General features: G+C 65.8%; 21 protein-coding genes. 20 read left to right on the forward strand and 1 reads right to left on the reverse strand.

Annotated elements, in window-relative coordinates:
• Positions 1–178 precede the first annotated feature (178 nt).
• From ACZXDY_RS10050 to ACZXDY_RS10145, 20 genes are all read left to right on the forward strand, one after another.
• Positions 179–1429, forward strand: a complete 1251-nt coding sequence (locus ACZXDY_RS10050; RefSeq protein WP_464345376.1) for an ABC transporter substrate-binding protein — start codon at positions 179–181, stop codon at positions 1427–1429.
• Positions 1430–1554: 125 nt separating this feature from the next.
• A complete protein-coding gene (locus tag ACZXDY_RS10055) occupies positions 1555–2382 on the forward strand; it encodes a helix-turn-helix transcriptional regulator (RefSeq protein WP_464345377.1) in 828 nt (275 codons plus the stop codon).
• Positions 2383–2483: 101 nt separating this feature from the next.
• Positions 2484–3494 (forward strand): branched-chain amino acid ABC transporter permease, encoded by a 1011-nt coding sequence (locus ACZXDY_RS10060; protein ID WP_464345378.1) that lies wholly within the window; start codon positions 2484–2486, stop codon positions 3492–3494.
• A gap of 1 nt (position 3495) precedes the next feature.
• On the forward strand, positions 3496–4566 hold the full coding sequence (locus ACZXDY_RS10065; RefSeq protein WP_464345379.1) for a branched-chain amino acid ABC transporter permease: 1071 nt from the start codon (positions 3496–3498) through the stop codon (positions 4564–4566).
• Positions 4559–5341, forward strand: coding sequence for an ABC transporter ATP-binding protein (locus tag ACZXDY_RS10070; protein ID WP_208826079.1), 783 nt, complete (start codon positions 4559–4561; stop codon positions 5339–5341). The genes ACZXDY_RS10065 and ACZXDY_RS10070 overlap by 8 nt, the downstream gene beginning before the upstream one ends.
• Entirely contained in the window at positions 5334–7550 is a 2217-nt protein-coding gene (locus ACZXDY_RS10075; RefSeq protein WP_464345380.1) for a Tm-1-like ATP-binding domain-containing protein, read from the forward strand. The genes ACZXDY_RS10070 and ACZXDY_RS10075 overlap by 8 nt, the downstream gene beginning before the upstream one ends.
• A 3-nt stretch (positions 7551–7553) precedes the next feature.
• Entirely contained in the window at positions 7554–8387 is an 834-nt protein-coding gene (locus ACZXDY_RS10080; protein WP_208826083.1) for a phosphoenolpyruvate hydrolase family protein, read from the forward strand.
• Positions 8388–8408: 21 nt separating this feature from the next.
• Complete coding sequence (locus ACZXDY_RS10085) at positions 8409–11291, forward strand: flotillin family protein (protein WP_464345381.1); 2883 nt, start codon at positions 8409–8411, stop codon at positions 11289–11291.
• 9 nt (positions 11292–11300) lie between these two features.
• On the forward strand, positions 11301–11738 hold the full coding sequence (locus ACZXDY_RS10090) for an SRPBCC family protein (protein WP_130223921.1): 438 nt from the start codon (positions 11301–11303) through the stop codon (positions 11736–11738).
• 191 nt (positions 11739–11929) lie between these two features.
• On the forward strand, positions 11930–12373 hold the full coding sequence (locus ACZXDY_RS10095; protein WP_464345382.1) for an SRPBCC family protein: 444 nt from the start codon (positions 11930–11932) through the stop codon (positions 12371–12373).
• 16 nt (positions 12374–12389) lie between these two features.
• Positions 12390–13208, forward strand: a complete 819-nt coding sequence (locus ACZXDY_RS10100) for an FAD binding domain-containing protein (protein WP_464345383.1) — start codon at positions 12390–12392, stop codon at positions 13206–13208.
• Between the two features lie 7 nt (positions 13209–13215).
• Complete coding sequence (locus ACZXDY_RS10105; protein WP_464345384.1) at positions 13216–13695, forward strand: (2Fe-2S)-binding protein; 480 nt, start codon at positions 13216–13218, stop codon at positions 13693–13695.
• Positions 13696–13707: 12 nt separating this feature from the next.
• A complete protein-coding gene (locus ACZXDY_RS10110) occupies positions 13708–15285 on the forward strand; it encodes a xanthine dehydrogenase family protein molybdopterin-binding subunit (RefSeq protein ID WP_464345385.1) in 1578 nt (525 codons plus the stop codon).
• 2 nt (positions 15286–15287) lie between these two features.
• Positions 15288–16310 carry a xanthine dehydrogenase family protein molybdopterin-binding subunit gene (locus tag ACZXDY_RS10115; protein ID WP_464345386.1) on the forward strand — a complete coding sequence of 341 codons (1023 nt, stop codon included), beginning with the start codon at positions 15288–15290 and terminating at the stop codon, positions 16308–16310.
• Positions 16311–16321: 11 nt separating this feature from the next.
• Positions 16322–17203 (forward strand): AAA family ATPase, encoded by an 882-nt coding sequence (locus ACZXDY_RS10120; protein WP_464345387.1) that lies wholly within the window; start codon positions 16322–16324, stop codon positions 17201–17203.
• Positions 17200–18318: a vWA domain-containing protein gene (locus ACZXDY_RS10125; protein ID WP_464345388.1), complete on the forward strand. Its 1119-nt coding sequence runs from the start codon at positions 17200–17202 to the stop codon at positions 18316–18318. Before ACZXDY_RS10120 ends, ACZXDY_RS10125 begins: the two co-directional genes overlap by 4 nt.
• Positions 18315–19202, forward strand: a complete 888-nt coding sequence (locus ACZXDY_RS10130) for an amidohydrolase family protein (RefSeq protein WP_464345389.1) — start codon at positions 18315–18317, stop codon at positions 19200–19202. The genes ACZXDY_RS10125 and ACZXDY_RS10130 overlap by 4 nt, the downstream gene beginning before the upstream one ends.
• 45 nt (positions 19203–19247) lie before the next feature.
• Positions 19248–20096, forward strand: a complete 849-nt coding sequence (locus tag ACZXDY_RS10135) for an MBL fold metallo-hydrolase (RefSeq protein WP_464345390.1) — start codon at positions 19248–19250, stop codon at positions 20094–20096.
• Between the two features lie 21 nt (positions 20097–20117).
• Positions 20118–21689 (forward strand): isochorismatase family protein, encoded by a 1572-nt coding sequence (locus ACZXDY_RS10140; RefSeq protein ID WP_464345391.1) that lies wholly within the window; start codon positions 20118–20120, stop codon positions 21687–21689.
• Positions 21690–21702: 13 nt separating this feature from the next.
• Positions 21703–22329 carry an FMN-dependent NADH-azoreductase gene (locus ACZXDY_RS10145; protein ID WP_464345392.1) on the forward strand — a complete coding sequence of 209 codons (627 nt, stop codon included), beginning with the start codon at positions 21703–21705 and terminating at the stop codon, positions 22327–22329.
• Here the strand turns inward: ACZXDY_RS10145 and ACZXDY_RS10150 are convergent, their stop codons facing one another.
• Positions 22330–22962 carry a LysE family translocator gene (locus tag ACZXDY_RS10150; protein ID WP_464345393.1) on the reverse strand — a complete coding sequence of 211 codons (633 nt, stop codon included), beginning with the start codon at positions 22960–22962 and terminating at the stop codon, positions 22330–22332.
• Positions 22963–23199: the final 237 nt, after the last annotated feature.

Consider the following 23199-nt stretch of genomic DNA (forward strand, 5'->3'; position numbering starts at 1 on the left):
CACACCAGAGCTCGCTGCGGCGCAGCATGCAAAATGAGACTGCCCGTCAAGCCGCGCGGCACGAAGACGTCCGCGCTGCGTCCGCCATCGGTTAGCCTTCACCCAACAACCAGACGTCGCGGCCGTCGCAAACACGCGGGCCGCATGCAAGACGCTGCAAAATGGGAGGAGGAGAGCGATGTTGAAAGGCAGTGTGGGACTGATCGCGCTAGGCAGCCTGTTGCTTTCAGGCGCCGCAGTCGCGCAGGAGAGGATCAAGGTCGGCGTCACCGCAACGCTCGAAGGCACCTACACCGTGCTCGGCGAGGACGGCATCCGCGGTTTCCAGACCGCGCTCAACACGCTCGGCAAGAAGGTCGGCGACAAGGAGCTCGAATTCGTCATCGCCTCGACGGATGCGACGCCCGATTCCGCGGTGCGCGCGGTGCGCAAGCTGATCGAGCAGGACAAGGTGCAGATCCTGCTGTCGCCGCTGTCCGGCGACGAAGGCATCGCGGTCAAGAATTTTGCCAAGTCACGTCCCGAGCTGACCTTCGTCAACGCCGCGTCCGGTGCGCAGGAGACGACCTATGTCGACCCGGCCCCGAACTTCTTCCGCTACAACATGGACGGCGCGCAGTGGCAGGTCGGTCTCGGCAAATACGCCTATGACACCAAGGGCTATCGCAAGATCGCGACCGTCGGCGAAGATTACTCCTTCATCTACACCCAGGTGTTCGGCCTCGTGCTTGAATTCTGCGGCGCCGGTGGACAGGTCACGAACCGGCAATGGGTGCCGCTCGGCACCAAGGACTTCGCCTCCGTGATCGCCGCTCTGCCCGACGATGTCGATGCGATCTATCTCGGCCTCGGCGGTGCCGATGCCGTCAACTTCCTCAATCAGTATCAGCAGGCCGGCGGCAAGGCGCATCTGATGGGCGGCTCGATCATGATCGACCAGACCATCCTGTCCTCCAAGGGCAACGCCAAGAACGCGCTGATCGGCACCATCGCGGCAAGCGGCCAGGCCGACACCTGGGAGGATCCCGGCTGGCAGAAATTCGTGAAAGCCTATCAGGACTCCTTCCCGCCGAACAAGCGCTTCCCGAGCCCCTCGCTGCTCGCCACCAATTATTACGGCTCGACCATGGCGCTGATCCTGGCGCTGCGTGAGGTCAATGGCGACCTCAGCAATAACCAGGCAAAGCTCAAGGAGGCGCTGGCCAAAATTGAGCTCGACGCGCCCAACGGCAAGATCAAGCTCGATTCCAACCGGCAGGCAATCGGCACCAATTTCGTGACCGAGGTGGTGGATGACGGCAAGGGCGCCCTGTTCAGCAAGGTCGTGAAGGTGATCCCGAACGTGAACCAGACGCTCGGCTACGATCCTGCCGTGTTTGCCAAGATCGGCCTGCCAAGCCGCACCATCCCGGAATGCAAGAAGTACTGACCTAATTTTTGCAGGTGCGAACCGACTGTTGGCTGACGGCCGCGCGGCGTTCTCACGCTTGCGTTCTTCCTTCGGATGTTGAACGCTGGTTGAAAAGATCAAAAACATCCCGCGGGAGGGAGGGCATGAGCAAAGCGCTTGCCGTCTTCCACGGCCGGTTCGGTCGCGCGACGGTCTATCAGTTGAACCGTCCCTTCAACGTGCATGCGCACCGCGAAGGACATCTGATCTTCCATGTCGGCGGCACACCGGCGCAGATCGACGTCTGCGATCAGCGCCGGCTCCTCACCGAGGATTCCGTCGTCGCAGTCAACCCGTGGGAGCCGCACAACTTCCTGCCGGCGGACATGGACAGGGGCGCGATCTTCTTCGTGCTTTATGTCAACGCGGAATGGTTTGCGCCCGACACGCCGTGCACGCAGGGCCTGCGCTTCGGCCGCACTCATTTCAAGCGCAGCGACACGCTCGACCGGCTGATCCGCCACACCGCGGCGCTTGTGTGCGGTGCCCCCTCGCTCAAGAGCCTCGATGGCGAATTGCGGCGCCTGATCGATCTCAGCTACGAGGAAAGCTGGCGGCAAACCGAAGCCCGGCAGGAAATCCGCACGACTGCGGCGATCACCGATTTTCGCATCCGCAGATCCGTCAAACTATTGTCCGAAAGCCCCGGCGCCGAGATCGAATTGGATTCGATCGCCCGCGCCTCCGGCCTGTCGCGGCCGCACTTCTATCGCTTGTTCCGCACCCAGACCGGCGTCACGCCGCACCTCTATCGCAATACGGTGATGATGGAGCAGGCGCTGGACGCGCTGGTCGCCACCGAAGCGCCGATCGCCGATATCGGCTACGATCTCGGCTTCTCCTCGCAAAGCGGCTTCACCCGCTTCTTCGCCGCCAATGTCGGCATGGCCCCGACCGACTACCGCCGCGCCGCCAAGGTGCTGCGCCCCTGATAAAAGATACTCCCGGTCAAATCCGCCCGCTCGGCCCGCACTAAGATGCGGACAACGCGATCCGAAAAAGACGATCGCGAGCCTTGAGGGAACGCACGTCGATGGCACGGTTCATCGAACGCCATCCGGCATGGGCGCTGATCGCGATCATCGCGGTCGCGCTCCTGCTGTGGCTGGTCTTCGCGGTGTGGCCGCCGGGCCTGGAGCAGGCGATCGGCCGCAAGCGCGTCTTCCTCAACGCCATCTTCAACGGCATCACGCTCGGCGGCCTCTATTTCCTCGTCGCGAGCGGCTTCACGCTGATCTTCGGCTTGATGCGCAACGTCAACCTGGCGCACGGCTCGCTCTATCTGTTCGGCGGCTATGTCGGATACGCCATCAGCAGCTGGACCGGCTCCTGGATATTGAGCTTCGCGGTTGCTTTCCTCGCGGTCGGCCTCGTCGGCGTGCTCCTGCAGATCCTGGTGTTCCGCCGCATGGAGGGGCAGGACCTGCGGCAAACCATGGTGACGATCGGGCTTGCGATCGTGTTCGCGGATTTGATGCTGTGTGTGTTCGGCGGCGATTTCTACCAGATCCCGACGCCGAGCTGGCTGATCGGCCCGGTGCAGCTTCCGTTCATCACCGCGGTCAAATCCTCCGGCGAGCCGGTCTATCTGCAATATCCGATGGTGCGGCTCGCGATCTTCGCCGCTTCCGTCGTGATCGGCATCGCGATGTGGCTGGCGCTGAACCGCACGCGGATCGGCATGATCGTGCGGGCGGGAGTCGATGATCGCGACATATTGGCCGCGACAGGCGTCCAGATCCAGGCCGTGTTCGTGCTGGTGTTCGCGCTCGGCGCTGGACTTGCCGGCATTGCCGGCGTGGTCGGCGGCACCTTCCAGTCGATCTCGCCGGGCGAGGATACGCGCTTCCTGCTCGCCTCGCTCGTGGTCGTGATCGTCGGCGGCATGGGATCGATCCCGGGCGCAGCGCTCGGCGCTGTCATCATCGGCCTCGCCGAGCAGCTCGGCTCCGTCTACATCCCGACCTACGCCATCGTCGTGACCTTCCTGATCATGGTCCTGGTCCTGGCGCTGCGGCCGCAGGGCCTGCTGGCGAGGCGATGACATGTCGTTGACGCAGCTTCATGCACCAGCGAATGCGGTGGAACGTCCGAAGTTCCGCGCCTGGCCCGAACTCAACAACCCCGCTGCCTGGCTGGTTGCGCTGATCCTCGTGATCATGCCGCTGATCGCGAGCGGCTTCTTCCTGATCGAGATCTTCGGCACCTCGCTGATCCTCGGCATCATCGCGCTCAGCCTGATGTTCCTCGCCGGCTATGGCGGCATGGTCAGCCTGATGCAGCTCACCATTGCGGGCTTCGCCGGCTACATGGTCGCGGTGTTCGGCGTCAGCGGCAACGCCAATATCAGCCTCGGCTGGCCGTGGTGGCTGGCGACGCCGATGGCGCTCGTGCTCGCGACGATCTTCGGCACGCTCGGCGGCGCGCTCGCGGTCCGCACCGAGGGCATCTACACCATCATGATCACGCTCGCGATCGGCGCTGCGTTCTACTATTTCACCAACCAGAACTGGGCCATCTTCAACGGCCATACCGGCATCAACACGGTCGCCACGCCGCAGTTCTGGGGCGTTGACTGGCGCTCCGATATCCCCTTCTACTATCTAATCCTCGGCGTCGCCGCGCTCTGCTATTTCGCGGTCCAATATGTCGCGCGCGCCCCATTCGGGCTGGCGCTGCAGGGCGTGCGCGACAATTCTCGCCGGATGGCGGCGCTCGGCTTCAACGTCAATGCCCACCGCGTGGCGGCCTATGCGTTCGCATCCTTCATTGCCGGGCTCGGCGGCGTATTGCAGGTCTGGAACTACCGGCAGATCTCGCCCGGCTCAGTCGGCGTCGAGCGCTGCATCGACATCCTGATCATCGCCGTGGTCGGCGGCATCACCCGACCGGTCGGCCCCTTCATCGGCGCGCTCATCTTCGTGATCCTGCGCACCTTCGCGCTCGATGTCCTGATCAAGTTCGGACTCGACGGCAATCGCTTCCGCCTTCTGATCGGGCTCGGCTTCCTCGCCATCGTGTTCTGGTCGTCGGATGGCGTGATCGGCCTTTGGGAGCGCTGGCGCCGCCGCCAGACACGAACCTCAAGCAGCACCGCTGGACGCCGCCATGGATAGCGTCGCCCATCGCCTCTCCGCGGTCGGCGCCGGCGCCGCGCTGGAATTGCGCGGCGTGACGCGATTGTTCGGTGCGCTGGCCGCACTCACCGACGTGACGATGACGGTGCGCCCCGGCGAGCGGCGCGCGGTGCTCGGATCCAACGGCGCCGGCAAGACCACGCTGTTCAACTGCATCACTGGCGATTTCCCGCCCTCGTCCGGCACCATCCGCTTCTTCGGCGAGGACGTCACCCGCTTTCCGCCCTATGAGCGGATCCGCCGCGGCCTGCGCCGTACCTACCAGATATCGGCGCTGTTCCCGGGCCTCACCGTGCAGGACAATGTCTACCTCGCCTGCCGCGGCGTCTCGCGCGGACGCTTCTCCTTCCTGCGTCCGGGAGCGAACGATGCGCTGATGCATGCGACGGAGACGCTGGTGCAGGCGGTCCACCTCACCGCCGTGAAAGACCAGCGCGTCGCCGAGCTCGCCCATGGCCAGCAGCGCCAGCTCGAAATCGCGCTCGCACTCGCCGGCGCGCCGCGCTTCATCCTGTTCGACGAGCCGGCGGCGGGCCTGTCGCCGGCGGAACGGCTCGAGCTGATCGAGATCCTGACCTCGTTGCCTGCGCATATCGGCTACATCATCATCGAGCACGACATGGATGTCGCGCTGCGCGTCGTCGAAAGCGTCACGATGATGCACAACGGCCGCGTCTTCAAGGAGGGCCTGCCGCGCGAGATCGAGTCCGATCCCGAAGTGCAGGAGCTCTATCTCGGAGGCGGCCATGAATAATGCCCGCCGCGCCGGGCCCGCCTTGGAGGTCAGAGGCCTCGACGTCTATTACGGCCATTCGCATGCGCTGCAGGGCGTCGACCTCACGCTGGATTCCGGCGTGTTCTCGGTGGTCGGCCGCAACGGCATGGGCAAGACCACGCTGTGCAAGACCATCATGGGCCTGGTGCGAGCCAGCGGCGGCTCGGTGCGCGTTCGCGGCGAGGACGTCACGCACATGAGCCCGGCCCGGATCGCGCGGCTCGGCGTCGGCTATGTGCCGCAGGGCCGGCGCCTGTGGCGCTCGCTCAGCGTCGACGAGCATTTGCAGCTCGCGGGCGGGATGCGCCGCGGCCCGTGGACGATCGAGCGGATCTACGACACCTTCCCCCGCCTAGCCGAGCGCAAGGATCATGGCGGCAGCCAGCTCTCCGGCGGCGAGCAGCAGATGCTCGCGATCTCGCGCGCGCTGCTGACCAATCCGCATCTGTTGATCATGGACGAGCCAACCGAGGGCTTGGCGCCGGTGATCGTCGCACAGGTCGAGGAGATGCTGGTCCGCCTCGGCGAAGACGGCGACATGTCGGTGCTGGTGATCGAGCAGAACATCGGCGTGGCGACGGCGGTCTCCAAGAACGTCGCCATCATGGTCAACGGCCGCATCAACCGCATCATCGATTCCGTGCGGCTGGCCGCCGACCGCGAGTTGCAGCAGCGCCTGCTCGGCGTCGGGCTCCATGGCGATGTTGCAGCCGATATCGACGCCGGCCCCGCAAAGCCCGAGGCGGACGCCGCGCCGCGGCCTGCACGTGCCAAGGGCCCGGTCCGCATCTACATCTCCAACCCCACGCCGCCGACGCGCTGGTCGCAGCCGGTGCCGATCGCCCGCATCGAGGCCGCCGCGCGAACGCATTCGGTCGGCGTCACACGGCTCGAAGAAAGCACCCGGCAGCGACGCGAACCGGCCACTGTGCAGACCGCGGGCCCGCCGGCCGTGCTGGTCGTCGGCACGCTCGACACCAAGGGACCGGAGCTCCGCTTCATCCGCGACATCATCGCGGCAAGCGGGCTGCGCACCCGCCTGGTCGACGTCTCCACCAGCGGCAAGCAGACGACCTGCGACGTCTCCGCCCAGGAGATCGCGCTGAACCATGGCCGCGGCGGATCGGGCGTGTTCGGCGCCGATCGCGGCGCCTCGGTCAACGCGATGGCGGACGCTTTCGCGAAATGGCTGCGCCGGCAGGGCAACGTCGCCGGCATCATCTCGGCCGGCGGCTCCGGCGGCGCCTCGCTGGTCGCCCCCGCGATGCGCACCCTGCCCGTCGGCGTGCCCAAGATCATCATCTCCTCCGTCGCCTCGGGCGACGTCGGCCCCTATGTCGGCCCGGCCGATATCATGATGATGTATTCGGTCACCGACGTCCAAGGCCTCAATTCGATCTCGCGCGCGGTGCTGTTCAACGGCGCCAATGCGCTGGCCGGCATGGTCAAAGCGCGTCTCGACGAGCGCAGCGCCCGCCAGCGCGAGACCGGCAGCGGCCTTCCCGCCGTCGGCATCACCATGTTCGGCGTGACCACGCCTGCGGTGCAGAAGATCGCGGCCGCGTTGAAGGACGATTTCGAGTGTCTGGTGTTCCACGCCACAGGCGTCGGCGGCCGCTCGATGGAGAAGCTCGTCGATTCCGGACAGCTCGCCGCCGTCATCGATCTGACAACCACAGAGATTTGCGATCTCCTGATGGGCGGCGTCTTCCCAGCCACCGACGATCGCTTCGGGGCGATCATCCGCAGCCGCGTGCCCTATGTCGGTTCGGTCGGCGCGCTCGACATGGTCAATTTCGGCGCGCCCGACACCATTCCGGAGCGCTACCGCCAGCGCAAATTCCACGTCCACAACCCGCAGGTCACGTTGATGCGGACGACAGTGGAAGAGAACGAGCGCATGGGCCGCTGGATCGGCGAACGGCTGAACCAGATGGATGGGCCCGTGCGCTTCTTCCTGCCCGAGGGCGGCGTCTCCGCGCTCGATGCGTCGGGCCAGCCGTTCTGGGATCCTGACGCCGACGCGGCGCTGTTCCGCGCACTGGAGCGGACGGTGCGCCAGACCGGCAACCGCCAGCTCATTCGCATCAGGCGCAACATCAACGATCCCGAATTTGCGGCTGCAATCGTAGCCGCGTTCCGTCCTCTGCTCGGACGCGCCGGTGGACGGCGGAGAGTGGCGAGGTGACCCATGGCCAGGTTTGAACGCGCGGCGCTGTTGAAGAGGTTTCGCGACATGGCGGCCAGGGGCGAGCCGATCGTCGGCGGCGGCGCCGGCACTGGCCTTTCCGCCAAATGCGAGGAAGCCGGCGGGGTCGACCTGATCGTGATCTACAATTCCGGGCGCTACCGCATGGCCGGCCGCGGCTCGCTCGCCGGGCTAATGCCTTACGGCGACGCCAACGCAATAGTGCTGGAGATGGCGGGCGAAGTGCTGCCAGTCGTGACCAACACGCCGGTGCTCGCCGGCGTCAACGGCACCGACCCGTTCCGCGACATGGACCTGTTCCTGGACCAGCTCAAAGCGCTTGGATTCTCCGGCGTGCAGAACTTTCCGACCGTCGGCCTGATCGATGGGATATTCCGCGCCAATCTCGAGGAAACCGGCATGTCCTATGCGCTGGAGATCGAGATGATTGCCAAGGCGCATGACAAGGACATGCTGACGACGCCTTACGTCTTCAGCGAGACCGAAGCGGCGGCGATGGCGATTGCCGGCGCCGATATCATCGTCTGCCATCTCGGCCTGACCACCGGCGGCTCGATCGGGGCGCAGACCGCGCTCAAGCTCGAGGACTGCCCGGCCCGCATCGATGCCTGGGCCGAGGCCGCCCTCAGCGTCAATCCGCACATCCTGGTGCTCGCGCATGGCGGTCCGATCGCGGACCCCGCCGACGCCGATTTCATCATGAAGAAGACCCGCAAATGCCACGGCTTCTATGGCGCCTCCTCGATGGAGCGCCTGCCGGTCGAGCGGGCGCTCACGGATCAGGTACGCAAGTTCAAGGCGATCGGCGCCCGGTAGCGCCGAGCAAGGGAGGTTAGGATGTCAGGGATTCTCATCGGCGAATTGATCCTCTGGCTCATCGTGGCGATCATCGCGATCGTCGTCATCGTCTACATCGTCAACTGGCTCTATCACCGCTCGTCGAAGGAAGTGTCCTTTGTCCGCACCGGCTTCCTCGGCGAACGCGTCGTGATCAATGGTGGCGCCTTCGTGCTGCCCTTCATCCACGACTACACGCCCGTCAACATGAACGTGCTGCCGATGGGGATCGTACGCTCCAGACAGGACGCCGTTATCACCCGCGACCGCATGCGCGTCGATATCGAGGCGGACTTTTACGTCCGCGTGCAGCCGACCCGCGAAGCTGTCTCGATCGCGGCCGCCACGCTCGGCCGCCGCACCATGGAGCCGGAACAGCTCCATACGCTGCTCTCCGGCAAGTTCGTCTCCGCCATCCGCTCGGTCGCCTCCGAAATGACCATGGAGCAGATGCACGAGCAGCGCGGCGACTATGTCGCCCGCGTCAAGGCTGCCGCTGCCGAAGCGCTCGCCCAGAACGGCCTCGAGCTCGAATCCGTCGCGATCACCGATCTCGACCAGACCGACCTCGAGTTCTTCAATCCCTCCAACCGTTTCGATGCCGAAGGTCTCACCCGCCTGATGGAGGACATCGAGGCCAAGCGCAAACTGCGTAACGACATCGAGCAGGACTCGATGATCAAGATCCGCTCCCGCAATCTGGAGGCCGAGAGGCAGGCTCTCGAGATCGAGCGCGAGAGCGAGACCGCGCGGCTGGAACAGGAGCGCGACATCGAGATGCGCCGCGCCCTGCAGCGCACCGAAGTGGCGCGCGAACGCGCGCTGCGCGAGACCGAGGCCGAGCAGGCCCAGATCACCGCGCGCGAGGCGATCGAAAAGGCCCGGATCGCCAACGAGCAGGCGATCACGGAGGCCCGCATCGCCTCCGAACGCGAGACCCGGCAGAAGGAGATCGAACGTACGCGCGCGGTCGAGGAACGGGAGCTTTTGGCCCGCGAGGAGATCGAGAAAGCCCGGATCGCCAATCAGCGCTCGGTCGACACCGCGCGGATCGCCTCCGAGCGCGAGGTGCGCCAGCGTGAGATCGAGCGCATGCGCACCGTGGAGGAGGCCGAGATCGCGGCGCGCGAAGCGATCGAGAAGGCCCGCATCCAGCAGGATCGCGTCGTCACCGATGCCCGTATCGCCAATGAGGAAGAGACCCGGCGCCGCGAAATCGAGCGCACGCGCACGGTCGAGGAAGCCGAGATCGCTGCGAAGGAGGCGACCGAGAAGGCGCGCATCACCCAGACCATGACCGTCAATGTCGAGCGCATCGCCTCCGACGAACGTACCCGCGCGCTGGAGATCCAGCAGGTCCGCACCATCCAGGAAGCCGAGATCGAAGCGCAGCGCGCCGTGGAAGCCGCGCGCATTGCCCGCGAGCGCACGCTCGCGGCCGAAAGAATCGCCGCCGAGCAGAATACGCGGCAATTGGAGATCGAACGCAACCAGGCGCTTGATGTCGCCGGCATCGCCGCGCGCGAAACCACCGAGGCCTCCCGTATCGCCCAGGAAGAACGCATCCGTTCGCTGGAGATTGCGCGCAACCGCGCCGTGGAAGAAGCCGACATCGCCTCGCGCGAGGCCATCGAGGCCGCGCGCATCGCGCAGGAGAAGGCCGTTGCCGCCGAGCGCATTCAGGCCGAGCGAGAGACGCGCGCGCTCGAGATTGCGCGCACCGAAGCGATCGAGGCAGCCGACCTCAAGCGGCGCGACGCAATCGAGCGCCAGCGGATTGGGGTGGAGCTTGCGCTGGAATCCGAGCGGATCGCCTCCTCCAGGACCCGCGACGTGCTCAATATCGACCAGAAGAAGACGATCGAGATCGCCGACGAGGAGCGCGTGATCGCGCTGTCCGCCAAGCGGTCCGAGCGCATCGATGCCGACCGCCAGGTCAGGCAGGCGGAAATCGTGGCGCGCAAGGAAGTCGAGACCACCGATGTCTCGCGCGAGCAGGCGCTGGAGGCGGCACGGATCGAACGCCGCCGCGCCATCGAGCAGCTCGAGGTCGCGCGCGTCCAGTCGCTGCAGGAGGCCGAGATCGCCTCCCGCGAGGAGGTTGAGCGCGCCCGCATCGCCTCCGACCGCGGCCTCGACGAGGCCCGCATCGGCCGCGAGCGCGACCTGCGCCGGCTCGAAGTCAATCGCGAGAAGGACGTCGAGACCGCTTTGATGGAGAAGGCGATCGTCCTCTATCAGAAATCGCTGGAGGAATCCGCGGCGAAGGTGGCGGCGGAAGATGCGCGGGTGCGCGCCACCGAAGCCGCCGAGCGCGTCGTCACCGCGCGCGAGAGCGAAATCGCAAGACGGCGCAAGACCGTGGAAGTGCTGCTCGCCGAGAAGCAGGCCGAGGAGACGCGCATCGCGGCCGAGGCCGAACGGGTGCGCGCCGCCGTCGAAGCAGAAGCGCAGCGGCTACTCAACGAGGCCGAGAACGTGCTCACCGATCAGGCGCGCTACTCGCTATTCCGCCGAAAACTGCTTGACCGCATCGAGGGCATCGTGCGCGAGAGCGTCAAGCCGATGGAGAAGATCGAGGGCATCCGCATCCTCCAGGTCGACGGCCTCAATGGCAACGGCAATGGCAATGGCTCGTCGCGCAGCGCTACCGACGAGGTGATCGACTCCGCGCTGCGCTACCGGGTGCAGGCGCCGCTGATCGATTCGATCCTGTCCGATATCGGCGTCGAGGGCGGTAGCCTTGCCAAGATGCCCGGCCTGATCCGCGAGGCGCGCGACATGCAAGGCATCAAGGACTCCACGACACGCAAGAGCGGTGAAGCCAAGCCGCCCGCAAGTCCCGCCACGGGCGAGCCACGCCCGCCGCGCAAGAAGGAGTGAGCAAGCGCCATGGCCAGGGTCTATGTCTCCACCGTCGTCAACGCCCGCAACGATCGCGTCTGGGCCCGCGTGCGCGACTTCAACGGCCTGCCGAACTGGCATCCGGCAATCGCCGAGAGCCGCATCGAAGGCGGCGAGCCCGCCGACAAGATCGGATGTGTGCGTGATTTCCGCCTGCGCAACGGCGACCGCATCCGAGAGAAGCTGTTGGGGCTGTCCGACTACGACATGTTCTGTACCTACTCCATCCTGGAATCGCCGATGGGGGTGGAGAACTATGTCGCGACGCTGCGGCTGACGCCGGTCACCGATGGCGACCAGACCTTCCTCGAATGGACCGCAGAGTTCGACTGCACGCCCGAGCGCGAGGCCGAACTCGTGGGCAATATCGGCGGCGGCGTCTTTCAGGGCGGCTTCGACGCCCTGAAACGCGCCTTTGGAGGCTAGCGCGATGCGATTGGGTCCATCCGCTGTCGCGACGATCACCCACTTCTCCCCATCGGGGAGAGGTCGGATCGCATCGCAAGATGCGATCCGGGTGAGGGGGAGCGCTCTCTCGAGGGACCTGAGCCCCCTCACCCGGCGCTTCGCGCCGACCTCTCCCCTGTGGGGAGAGGTGATATGGATCGGAGGCTAGCGTGCCGCATATCGTCAAGAGCACGATCATCGATGCGCCGACCGAGGCGGTGTGGGGCGTGCTCCGCGATTTCAACGGCCACGACCGCTGGCATCCGGCAGTCGCGACCAGTACGATCGAGCGCGCGCATGGCGCCGACAAGATCGGCTGCATCAGGCGCTTCAAGCTCAAGGACGGCTCGGAGCTGCGCGAGCAGTTGCTGGCGCTGTCCGACCTCGAGCAGTCCTTCAGCTATTGCCTGCTCGATACGCCGATCCCGATGTTCAACTATGTGGCGCATGTCCGCCTGCTGCCCGTCACCGACGGCGACCGCACCTTCTGGCACTGGGAATCGCGGTTCACGACGCGGCCGGAGGACAGCGCCAGCATCACGCAGATGGTTTCCGAAGAGATCTATCAGGCCGGCTTCGACGCCATTCGCCAGCACCTGAAGGAGGCTGCATGAGCGCGGAGGAATGCCCATGACCGTCACGGTAAGGACCTTTGCCTCAACCGGCGAGGCAGCCGCGGTGCTCTCATCAGATCGCGGCGCGCGCTATCTCGGCGGCGGCACGCTGGTGATGCGCGCGCTGAACGAAGGCGACATCTCGATCTCCACCATCGTGCGCGCCAGCGACCATGCGCTGACGCGGATCGATGCGACCGGCTCCCGCGTCACCATCGGCGCCGGTGTCACCTTCGCCCACATCCTCGCCGAGCGCGATCTCAGCTTCCTGCACGCTGCCGCCCGCTCGATTGGCGGCCCGGCGGTCCGCAACATGGGCACGGTCGGCGGCAATCTGTTCGCCGCGACCCCATATGGCGACTTCACCGTCGCGCTGCTCGCGCTCGACGCTATGGTTTCCGTGCAGGGCGGCCTCGGCAGCCGCGACGTGCCGATCGAGGAATTTTTGCAGACACGCGAGCGGCAGACCGGCACGCTCGTGCTCGCGGTCTCCTTTCAGAAGCCTGCGAGCGCGGATGCCTTCCGCTACCGCAAGATCGCCCGCATCAAGCCGAAGGGCGGCGCCGTGATAACGCTCGCCGCGCATCTGCCTGTCAGCAGCGGCCGCATCGTCGGCGCACGCATCGCGCTCGGCTCGATGGCGCCGACACAGATTCGCGCCCGTGCCGCCGAGCGGGCGCTGGAGGGGCGCACGCTCGATGGGGCAACGATCAGCGCCGCCGCCGCGGCCGCCATTGAGGGCACTTCGCCCGCCGACAATGCGCTCGCCTCCGGCTGGTACCGGCGCGAGATCGTCGGCGTTCATCTCAGACGTTTGCTGTCCGGTCAGGAATAGGATCATCATGGCCAAGACCGCCCTGCAATTCCGACACAACGGCCGCGACGTCGCGATCTTCGTCGACGGCGGCACCAACCTCCTGGTCGCGCTGCGCGAGTTGATCGGCGACATGACGCCGAAATTCGGCTGCGGCCAGGGCGGCTGCGGCGCCTGCAGCGTCCTCATCGATGGTGAGCTGCATCTCTCCTGCCTGACGCTGGCCGAGGCGGTCGCCGGCCGTTCGGTCGAAACGCTCGATGGCATCAAGGACGGCCCGAACCTGCATCCGCTGCAGCGCGCCTTCGCCGACAATTTTGCCGCCCAATGCGGCTATTGCACGCCGGGCATGCTGATGGCCGCCAAGGCGTTGCTCGACCGCAACCCGCAGCCGAGCCGCGCCGAGGTCGTCGAAGCGATCTCGGGCAATATCTGCCGCTGCACCGGTTACGAACCCATCATCAATGCCGTGCTCGCCGCCGCCTCCACCGGTCGCGCCCGCGCCTGAAGGACTTGAGCCATGCTGGAATTGCGCAAGGACATCTTCGCCGACGAACGCGACGACAACTTAAAGGAAATCGGCAAGGGCACGCAGCGGCAGGATATGCTCGGGCACGTCACGGGCACCTCGACCTATTTCGACGATCACAAGCTGCAGGGCATGCTGCATTTGAAGGTGGTTCGCAGCACCCATGCCCATGCGCGGCTGCGCCGCATCGACACCAGCGAGGCCGAGCGCGCGGCGGGCGTGCGCCGGATCATCCGCGGCAGCGATGTGCCGCGCAATCTCAACACCCTGCTCAGCCTGATCAATTTCGGTAAGGACGACGAGCCGTCGCTCGCGGTCGACAAGGTGCGCTACAAGGGCGAGCCGATCGTCGCCATCGTCGCCGACAGCCCGCGCGAGGCCTATGAGGCAATGGCCAAGGTCCGCATCGACTACGAGCCGCTATCGGCCGTGTTCGACGTCGAGGACGCGCTGAAGCCGGGCGCGCCCGTTGTCAACGAGACCTATCCGAAGAACGCGTTCATCTATCACGATATCTACGATCACCAGAAGCTGCGCTTCGGCGACGTCGAGCGCGGCCTCGCCGCGGCCGACCATGTGCTGGAGCAGCGCTACCAGATGTCGCCGATCGAGCACGCGCCGACCGAGACCAACGGCTCGATCGCCGCACCCGACACCAACGGGCGCTACATCGTCTACACCTCCACCCAGGCGCTGTTCTTCTCGCTCGACACCTGCGCCAAGATCCTCGACGTGCCCTCGAACACCTTTCACTTCATCGGCGGCACCGTGGGCGGCGGGTTCGGCGGCAAGGTCGATACGCTCACCGAGCCGCTCTCCATCCTCGGCGCCATGCTGACCGGGCGTCCGGTGCGCTACGTATTCGGGCGCGAGGAAGAGATGCAATATGGCCCGCCGCGCGGCGCCGAGCGCATCTACATCAAGGATGGCATGATGCGCGACGGGCGGATCGTGGCGCGCAAGATCCGCGCCTACTTCGACAGCGGCGCCTATACGCGCCTCTCCAGCTACGCGGCCGTCAAATGCGCCGCGCATCTGCCTGGCCCTTACACGATCCCCAACGTTTACGGCGACGTTTATTGCGTCTTCACCAATCGCACGCCAGCGACCGCGATGCGCGGCTTCGGCGTCACCGCGATGGATTTGGCGATCGAATGCCAGATGGACAAGCTCGCGCATCTCGTCGGTATGGACCCGATGGAGTTCCGCATCCTCAACGCCTATCGCGACGGCGACATGAAGGCGCATCGCCGCGAGGCCAAGAACTGCGCGCTGATCGAATGCGTCCAGGTCGCCGCCGAGAAGGCCAAATGGCCGATCCGCGAGGACTTCAAGCGCGCCTCCTCGCGCAAGGATGGCGGCGGCAGCCGCGCCACGATCCCGCCGACGCCACGCGATTTCCACGCGCCGGTCGCGACGCCGTCGCAACAACGGACCACCTATGACCGCGCGCCGGCCGCCTCGCGCGAGCCGCCTCCGCCGTCGCCACCGCCCCCTCCCCCGCGGCCGCAGGCGCCATCGCATGGCGCCGCGCGCTTCTCCTCCGTCTTCGGCACCAGGAGGCGCTGACCATGACAAGACATCGCGGACGCGGCATCGCGTCGATCAACTACCCGATCGGGATGAATCTCGGCGGCGACCCCAGCCAGGCGCTGGTGCACTCCAATCCCAGCGGCAAGTTCACGGTGGCGCTGTCCTCGATCGATCTCGGTCAGGGCATGAAGTCGGTGACGCGGCAGATCTGCGCGGAGACGCTCGGCGTGCCGGTCGAGGACGTCTATGTCGACACCGCCGATTCCGATACCGGGCCGCACTGCATGGGCTCGTTTGCCTCGCGCGGCACGCATCGCGTCGGCAATGCGGTAATGATGGCCGCACGCGAGGCTCGTGGCGTGATGATGGAAGCGGCCGCCGAAGAGCTGGAAGTCAACGCCGCCGATCTCGAGACCGACGGCCGCGGTAACATCCACGTCAAGGGCGCGCCGCATCGATCCATCTCGACCAAGGACGTGGCGATCGCTGCGCAGTTCAAGCAGGGCAAGACGATCTCCGGCCGCGGCATCTTCCTGGTGCCGCTGTCCGACGTCGATCCTGAAACCGGCGAGATGTCGCCTGCCACATGCTACGCGCATGCCTGCCTAGTCGCCGAGGTCGAGGTCGATGACGAGACCGGCGAAGTCGCGATGGTCCGCATGGACAGCGCCTATGAGCTCGGGCGTGCGCTCAATCCGCGGCTGGTCGAGCAGCAACTGGTCGGCGGCGCCTGGATGGGCATCAGCCACGCGCTCTACGAGACACCCGAGCCCTATTATCCCGACCCGAGCCACGGGCCGCGCGACTTCGTCGAATATCTGATGCCGGGACCCGGCGACATCTGCCCGCATGACATCGCAGTACTGGAACGCCCCGCCGCCGACGGGCCGTTCGGCGCCAAGGGCCCGGGCGAGATGTGCGCCAACCCCGTGCTCCCTGCCGTGGCGAACGCGATCTTCAACGCGGTCGGCGTGCGCATCGATGAATTGCCGATCACGCCGGAAAAGGTTCTGCGTGCGATCAAGGCGCAGGGCGGCGCGCGGCCGCAGCCGCGGCGCTAGAGGCCGCACACATGCCGGTTCGCAGCAACATCGTCGGCATCGATTCACCGGAAGCGCTGGAGAAGGCGCTGCGCGCAGCCTACTACCTTGCCGACGACGGCATCGCGACATCAGCCTATCTCTCGCTCGCGCTCGGCAAGCCGCTGCTGCTCGAGGGTGCGCCCGGTGTCGGCAAGACCGAGGCGGCCAAGGCGATCGCCGCCGTGCTGGGGCGCAGATTGATCCGCCTGCAATGCTATGAGGGCATCGATGCCGCGGCCGCGCTCTATGAGTGGAACTATCCGCGCCAGATGCTGGCGATCCGGCAGGCCGGCGACGAGACCATCGACATCTATGGCGAGAGCTTCCTGATCGAGCGACCGATGCTCGCCGCGCTGCGCGCACCCGATGCGACCGTGCTCCTGATCGACGAGATCGATCGCGCCGATCAGGAGTTCGAGGCTTTCCTGCTCGAATTCCTCTCCGATTTCCAGATCTCGATTCCCGAACGCGGCACGGTGCGCGCGGCAGAACATCCAGTCGTGGTGCTGACATCGAACCGGACGCGCGACCTGCACGAGGCGCTGCGCCGCCGCTGCGTCTATCACTGGATCGACTACCCGACCGCCGAGCGCGAGGCGCGCATCGTCATGATGCGCGCCTCCAGCGTCGCCGAAGCCACCGCCCGTGCGGTCGTTGCCGCGGTCGAAAAACTCCGGCGCGAACCGCTGAGCAAGGCGCCCGGCATCGCCGAGGCGGTCGACTGGGCGGAAGCTGCAACGCTGCTGCACAGGGGCGGCGCGCGTTGGCCGGACGCATTCAAGCGCTCGATCGGCGTCGCGCTAAAGGACGAGGAGGACCTGCATTTCATCTCGCCCCGGCTCGATGCGCTGATAGCGGAGGCTGCAGCGTGACCGACGAATTGCTACTGCCGCGCGCCGCACAAGTGTTCATCTCCTTCGTCGCGCTGCTGCGCCACAACGGCTTCGCCGTCGCGCCGGAACAAACCACCGCCTTCCTCGCCGCGATCGAATTGCTCGGGCCGCGCAGCCTCGAGCACATCCGCCGCGCGGGTCTCGCGACACTCGCGCCGCCGCCGGAACGGCGCGCGACCTATGACCGGCTGTTCGATATCCATTTCCGCGGTGCTGAGGCCATCGAGCGGGCCGAGGGCGAAGACGAAGACATCGTCCGCCTGCAGGAGGAAAGCCGCGGCGAGGACGAACCGCCGCTCGCCGACGAGGCCAACGAATCCGGCCTCGCCGCCGCCCGCACCGAGGCGCTGGTCGAGCGCCGCTTCGTGCACGGCACCACCAGCGACCCATTGCGCCGGCTCGCGCGCGAAGCGTCGCGGCGGCTGCCGCGCCGCCGTGGCCACCGGCGGATGCGGGCGCGCCGCGGCCCCTTCGCCGATATTCGCCGCACCTTGCGCGACAGCGTGCGCAATGACGGCGAGGTGCTGCGTCTCGGACATCTGAAACGCCGCCTGCGCCCGCGCAAGATTCTGCTCCTGATCGACGTCTCGGGCTCGATGAAGGCGCGCACCGAGGAGAACATGAAGCTCGCGCATGGGCTGATGCAGGCCGCCCGCAATGTCGAGGTGTTCACCTTTGGCACCCGGTTGACGCGCGTCACCCGCGCGCTGCGCCTGAAGCGTCGCGAGCAGGCGCTGAACGCAGCCGCACATCTCGTCAGCGACTGGGACGGCGGCACCCGCATCGGCGACGCCTTGCAGGCATTTCTCGCCGTGCCGCGGTTCGGCGGCTACGCGCGCGGCGCCGCCGTGGTCGTGGTCTCCGACGGATTGGAGCGCGGCGACATCTCAGCCTTGCGCGACGCGGTCGCCAAATTGTCGCGACGCGCCTGGTCCTTGAGCTGGCTGACGCCGCTGGCGAGCGGGCCCGGCTTCCGGCCGCAAACCGAAGCGCTGATCGCGATCGAGCGTTTCGTCGATGATCTCTCCGACGGCGGGTCGAGCGCCGCCGTCGTATCGCATCTGTTGTCGCTCGGAGGAAGGAGAGCCGCATGACCGACATTGTCGACGCCCACCACCACATCTGGCGGCAGGCGGATCTCGCCTGGCTGTCCGGCCCGATGCAGCCGCGCATCTTCGGCCCCTATGAGCCGATCCGCCGCGACTATCCGATCCGCGAATATCTCGACGACCTCGCCAGCACCGGCGTGATCCGCTCGGTCTATGTCCAGACCAACTGGCCCACTGATCGCTTCGAGGATGAGGCGGCCTGGGTGCAGCAGACAGCGGGCGAGCATGGCTGGCCGCATGCCATCGTTGCCTATGCCGACTTCTCCGCCAGCGACGTGCGCCCGCAACTCGACCGCCTCGCGCGCTATCCGCTGGTGCGTGGCGTGCGCATGCAACTGCACTGGCATGAAAATCCGCTCTACCGTTTCGCCGCGCGGCCCGATCTCTGCGCCGATCCCGTGATCCGCCGCAACGTCGGCCACCTTGCTGATTATGGCTGGAGTTTTGACCTGCAGGTGTTCGCACCGCAGATGGCGGATGCCGCCGGCCTCGCCGAATCCTGCCCCGACGTGACCTTCATCCTGCAGCACGCCGGCATGCTGGAAGACCTGTCGCCGGAAGGCCGCGCCGCCTGGCGCGCCGGCATGGCAAGGCTCGCACGCTGCCCGAACGTGGTCTCGAAACTTTCGGGGCTCGGCACCTTCATCCATCGCAACGACCTCGCACATATCCGTGGGATCATTGAAGACACCGTCAATGTCTTCGGCGCCGAGCGCTGCCTGTTCGGCTCAAACTTTCAGATCGAGAAACTCTGGACCAGCTACCGCGAACTGATCGCCACCTATCGCGCGGCCACCGTGCAGCTTCGAGGTGAGCAGCGCGACGCCATCTTCAGGGCCACCGCGATGCGCGTCTATCGTATCGGATGACGGCGCACGAAGTCGCACAAAGCAAGATCAATCGGGAGGGAATGGATGCCGTTGGAAATCAAGATCCTGGACTATGGCGATATCGAACTGGAGTCGAGCTTCCTCGTGCTCGGGCGCGACTGCGGCCGCACCCGGCGCGTGCTGACGCTCGGTTTCCTGATCCTCGGCGGCCCCTATCCTGTCGTGGTCGACACCGGCTATCGCTCCAACCAGATCATGGAGACGCTGGGCATGCGCGGCCTGCAATTCCACGAGAACATGATCGAGAACCAGCTTGCGCGTCACGGCGTACGCATGGGCGACGTGCGCTTCGTCTGCCACACTCATCTGCACATCGACCACGCCGGCAAGGACGATCTGTTTCCGATGAACACGACCGTCGTTCTCAACCGCCGCGAGCTGGAATATTCCGTGTCCGGCCTGATGCATCCGCAATACCCGGCGCCCGACATCAAGCACCTGGTCGACCGCTTGCACGCCAAAGGCGCGCTGCGCTTCCTCGATCTCGAGATCACCGGCCCGATCGAACTGATGCCCGGCGTCTATTGCGACGCCGCCAATGCTCACACCGAGGGCTCGATGAATATCCACGTCCACACCGCTGATGGCATCGCCACGATCTGCGGCGACGTGATCTATGATTTCAACGACCAGATCGTGACGCCCTTCAACGAGATCCATGACTGGGAGCCGCGCACGACAGGCAATCACGGCACCAGCAAGCGCGCGGAGAAAGCCGCGATCAAGAAGCTGCTCAGCAGCTCGCGCTATCTGCTGCCGGTCCACGACCGGCCCGCCAAGATCGAAGGCGGTGCAGTGGTCGGCCGATTGCACGACCAGGTGCCGGGCCCGATCGTGCAGAGCCTGCCGGAGCGCCACTGGTTCCCGGCGTGAGCTCAAGAGGAAGACACACCGATGACGCACGTCACGCTGCGGCCGGAATTCGAGAACCTGATCGATCCCTATGCGCCGGTCGGCCAGGTGGGCACCGGCTTCGAGTTCACGGAGGGCCCGATCTGGCATCCGACCGATCATTATCTGTTGTTCTCGGACATGCCGGCCGACGTGCGCCGGCGCTGGGATGCGCGGCGCGGCGTTGTCGAGGTCAGGCGCCCCTCGAACAAATGCAACGGCATGACCTATGACGCGGAGCTGAACCTGATCGTCTGCGAGCATGCCACCTCCTCGCTGATCCGCGAGCGGCCGGATGGACGGCGCGACGTGCTCGCTTCGCATTTCGAGAACCAGGAGCTCAACAGCCCGAACGACGTCTGTGTCCATTCGAGCGGCGCGATCTATTTCTCCGACCCATGGTATGGCCGCATGCCGGTCTATGGCGTCGAGCGGCCGCGCCAGCTCGGCTTCCAGGGCGTCTATCGCGTGCCGCCTGGTGGCGGCGCACCCCGCCTGCTCGTCGATCGCGATCTGTTCGAGCAGCCGAACGGACTCTGTTTCTCGCCGGACGAGCGTGTGCTTTACGTCAACGACACCGTGCAGGCGCTGATCCGCGCCTTCGACGTCGAGGCCGACGGCGCGCTCGCCAATCCGCGCGTCTTTGCCAGCAACATCCGTTCCGAGTTCGAGCCCGGCCTGCCCGACGGCATGAAGTGCGACCAGCACGGCAATGTCTGGGTCACCGCGCCCGGCGGCATCTGGGTTTATTCGCGTGACGGCGAATTGCTCGGCAAGGTGCGCCTGCCCGAGCTTGTCGCCAATCTCGCCTGGGGCGGCGCAGACTTCCGCACGCTTTATCTGACCGCGACCCATTCGGTCTACGCGATCCCGACCAAGGTCGGCCCGCGCCACGAGCCCTATATGAGCGGCCGGCGCGGTAGCGCTGCTGCGGCTTCTTCGGCGCCCGCCCCTCACCTGACCGATGGCGAGATGCGGCTTGATCCGCAGCGCTGCGCGATGATCATCCAGGATCTGCAGAACGATGTCATCATGGACGGCGGCGCGTTCGCGGAATCAGGCGCGCCGGCGCATGCGCGGCAACAGCGCGTCGTCGACAATGTCCGTCGCCTTGCGGAAGTCGCGCGCTCGCGCGGCGTCGTCATCATCCATGTCTGGTTCATCGTCGAGCCGGGCGCGCCGGGCGTCACGCTGAATGCGCCGCTGTTCGAAGGCCTCGTCGACAGCAAGGCCATGGTGCGCGGCAGTTGGGGCGCCGCGCCGGTGTCGGGGCTCGAGCCGCGCGCGGGCGATTTCGTCGTCGAGAAGATGCGCATGAGCGCCTGGGAGGGCACGCGGCTGGAAACCATCTTGAAGGCCACAGGCCGCGACATGATCATCAATACGGGTGCCTGGACCAACATGTCGGTCGAGCACACCGCCCGCACCGGCGCCGACAAGGGCTATTTCATCATCGTGCCGGAGGATTGCTGCTCGACCATGAATGCGGATTGGCACAATGCCTCGATCAACTTCGCGCTGCAGAACGTTTCCGTCGTGACCAACGCCGACACCGTTATCAAGGCCCTGGAGTGAGAGGCGCAAGTACGTGCCAAAGCTCCTTCATCTCGCCTGCTCGCCGCGCGCCGATTCGGAATCGGCAGCCGGCGCGCGCATCTTCCTCGACCATTTTCGGAAAGCGCGGCCGGACTGGGACATCGACCTGATGGACCTCTGGCGCGATCATCTGCCCGAATTCTCCGGCGCGATCGTCAATGCCAAATACGCCCGCCTGAAGGGCCAGGCCTTCACTGATGCCGAGCGTGACGGCTTCGCCGCCGCCGAGCGCATCGCCTTGCGTCTCGCTCTCGCCGACCGCGTGCTGATCTCGACACCGATGTGGAACTTTGGCATTCCTTACAAGCTCAAGCATTGGCTCGACGTCATCATCCAGCCCGGGCTGACCTTCCGTTTCGATCCGTCGCAAGGTTATCTGCCGCTGCTCAAAGACCGGCCGACGCTCGTCATCCTCGCCAGCGGCAGCGACTTCATCACCGGCATGAATCGCGGACGCATCGATATGGCGACGCCCTATTTGCGCGAGGCGCTCCGCTTCATCGGCATCAGCAGCGTGCGTTTCGTGGCGATCGGGCCCACCACCGGCCCGGCCGAACCAATCCGAATCGCGCGCGAGCATGCCCATCGCCGCCTCGCCGAGATGGCCGCGAGCTTTTGATCAGGCGATCCCGAGGGAATGGATGCCGATCATTCCCGCCAACACGGCGAGCGCAACTGCGCTCAACCTGTAGCCGATCGCAGGCCCGATCCTGTCGCCAAGCCCATGGCGCAGCGAACTGCCGAGCAGAATCCATCCGGCGCCGACCATGACAATCTGGGCCGCCAATGCTGCGAGCCAGGGCAGCAGTTCGAGAGGACCGATCGCCGATGGAAGGATCGTGAAGGCAAAGATGATCGCCTTGGGGTTCAACAGCGTCGTGACGAAGACCCGGCCAAAGGTCACCGGAGCGGCGCTGCCCACCTGACGGGCTCCATGACGCCAGAGCATCGCAGCGAGATAGATGAGATAGATCACGACGGCGATCCGAAGGCCGATCCCGAACTCGGGTACCGTCGCGATGACCGGGCCCAGGATGGACCGCAGCAAAACGATGGCGAGCAGGTAACCGCTCAGCTCCGCCGCCAGCAGATGGGCCGAGCGATATGGTCCGACGCCGGCTCCCGATGTAGCAAGCAACGTATTGGTTGGGCCTGGCGTTGCCAGCAGCGACAGCGTGGCCGCGACGAAAGTAACCTTGTCCATTGGCCCATTTATCGGAACGTCGAGCGATGCCGCCTTGATCTCGATCATGAATTGGTCGATCGAGTGTTGACTGGTCGACGGATACCGATGCGGCTATCCGCGATTTTTCCTAACGATTTCAACGTGATTTGCCGCGTCCAGACCTTCGCACAAAAATAAATCGCTTAACCCGTCGGGCAAATCAGTGATTTAACTCCGCGCGTCTCAGCGCGAATGAGGGGCGGGTCGCGATCGTCACGAACGTTGCGGTGAGATGCGGTGGACGCGATGCGTGCGACTGACGAG

The organism is Bradyrhizobium sp. LeoB3 (assembly GCF_055456055.1).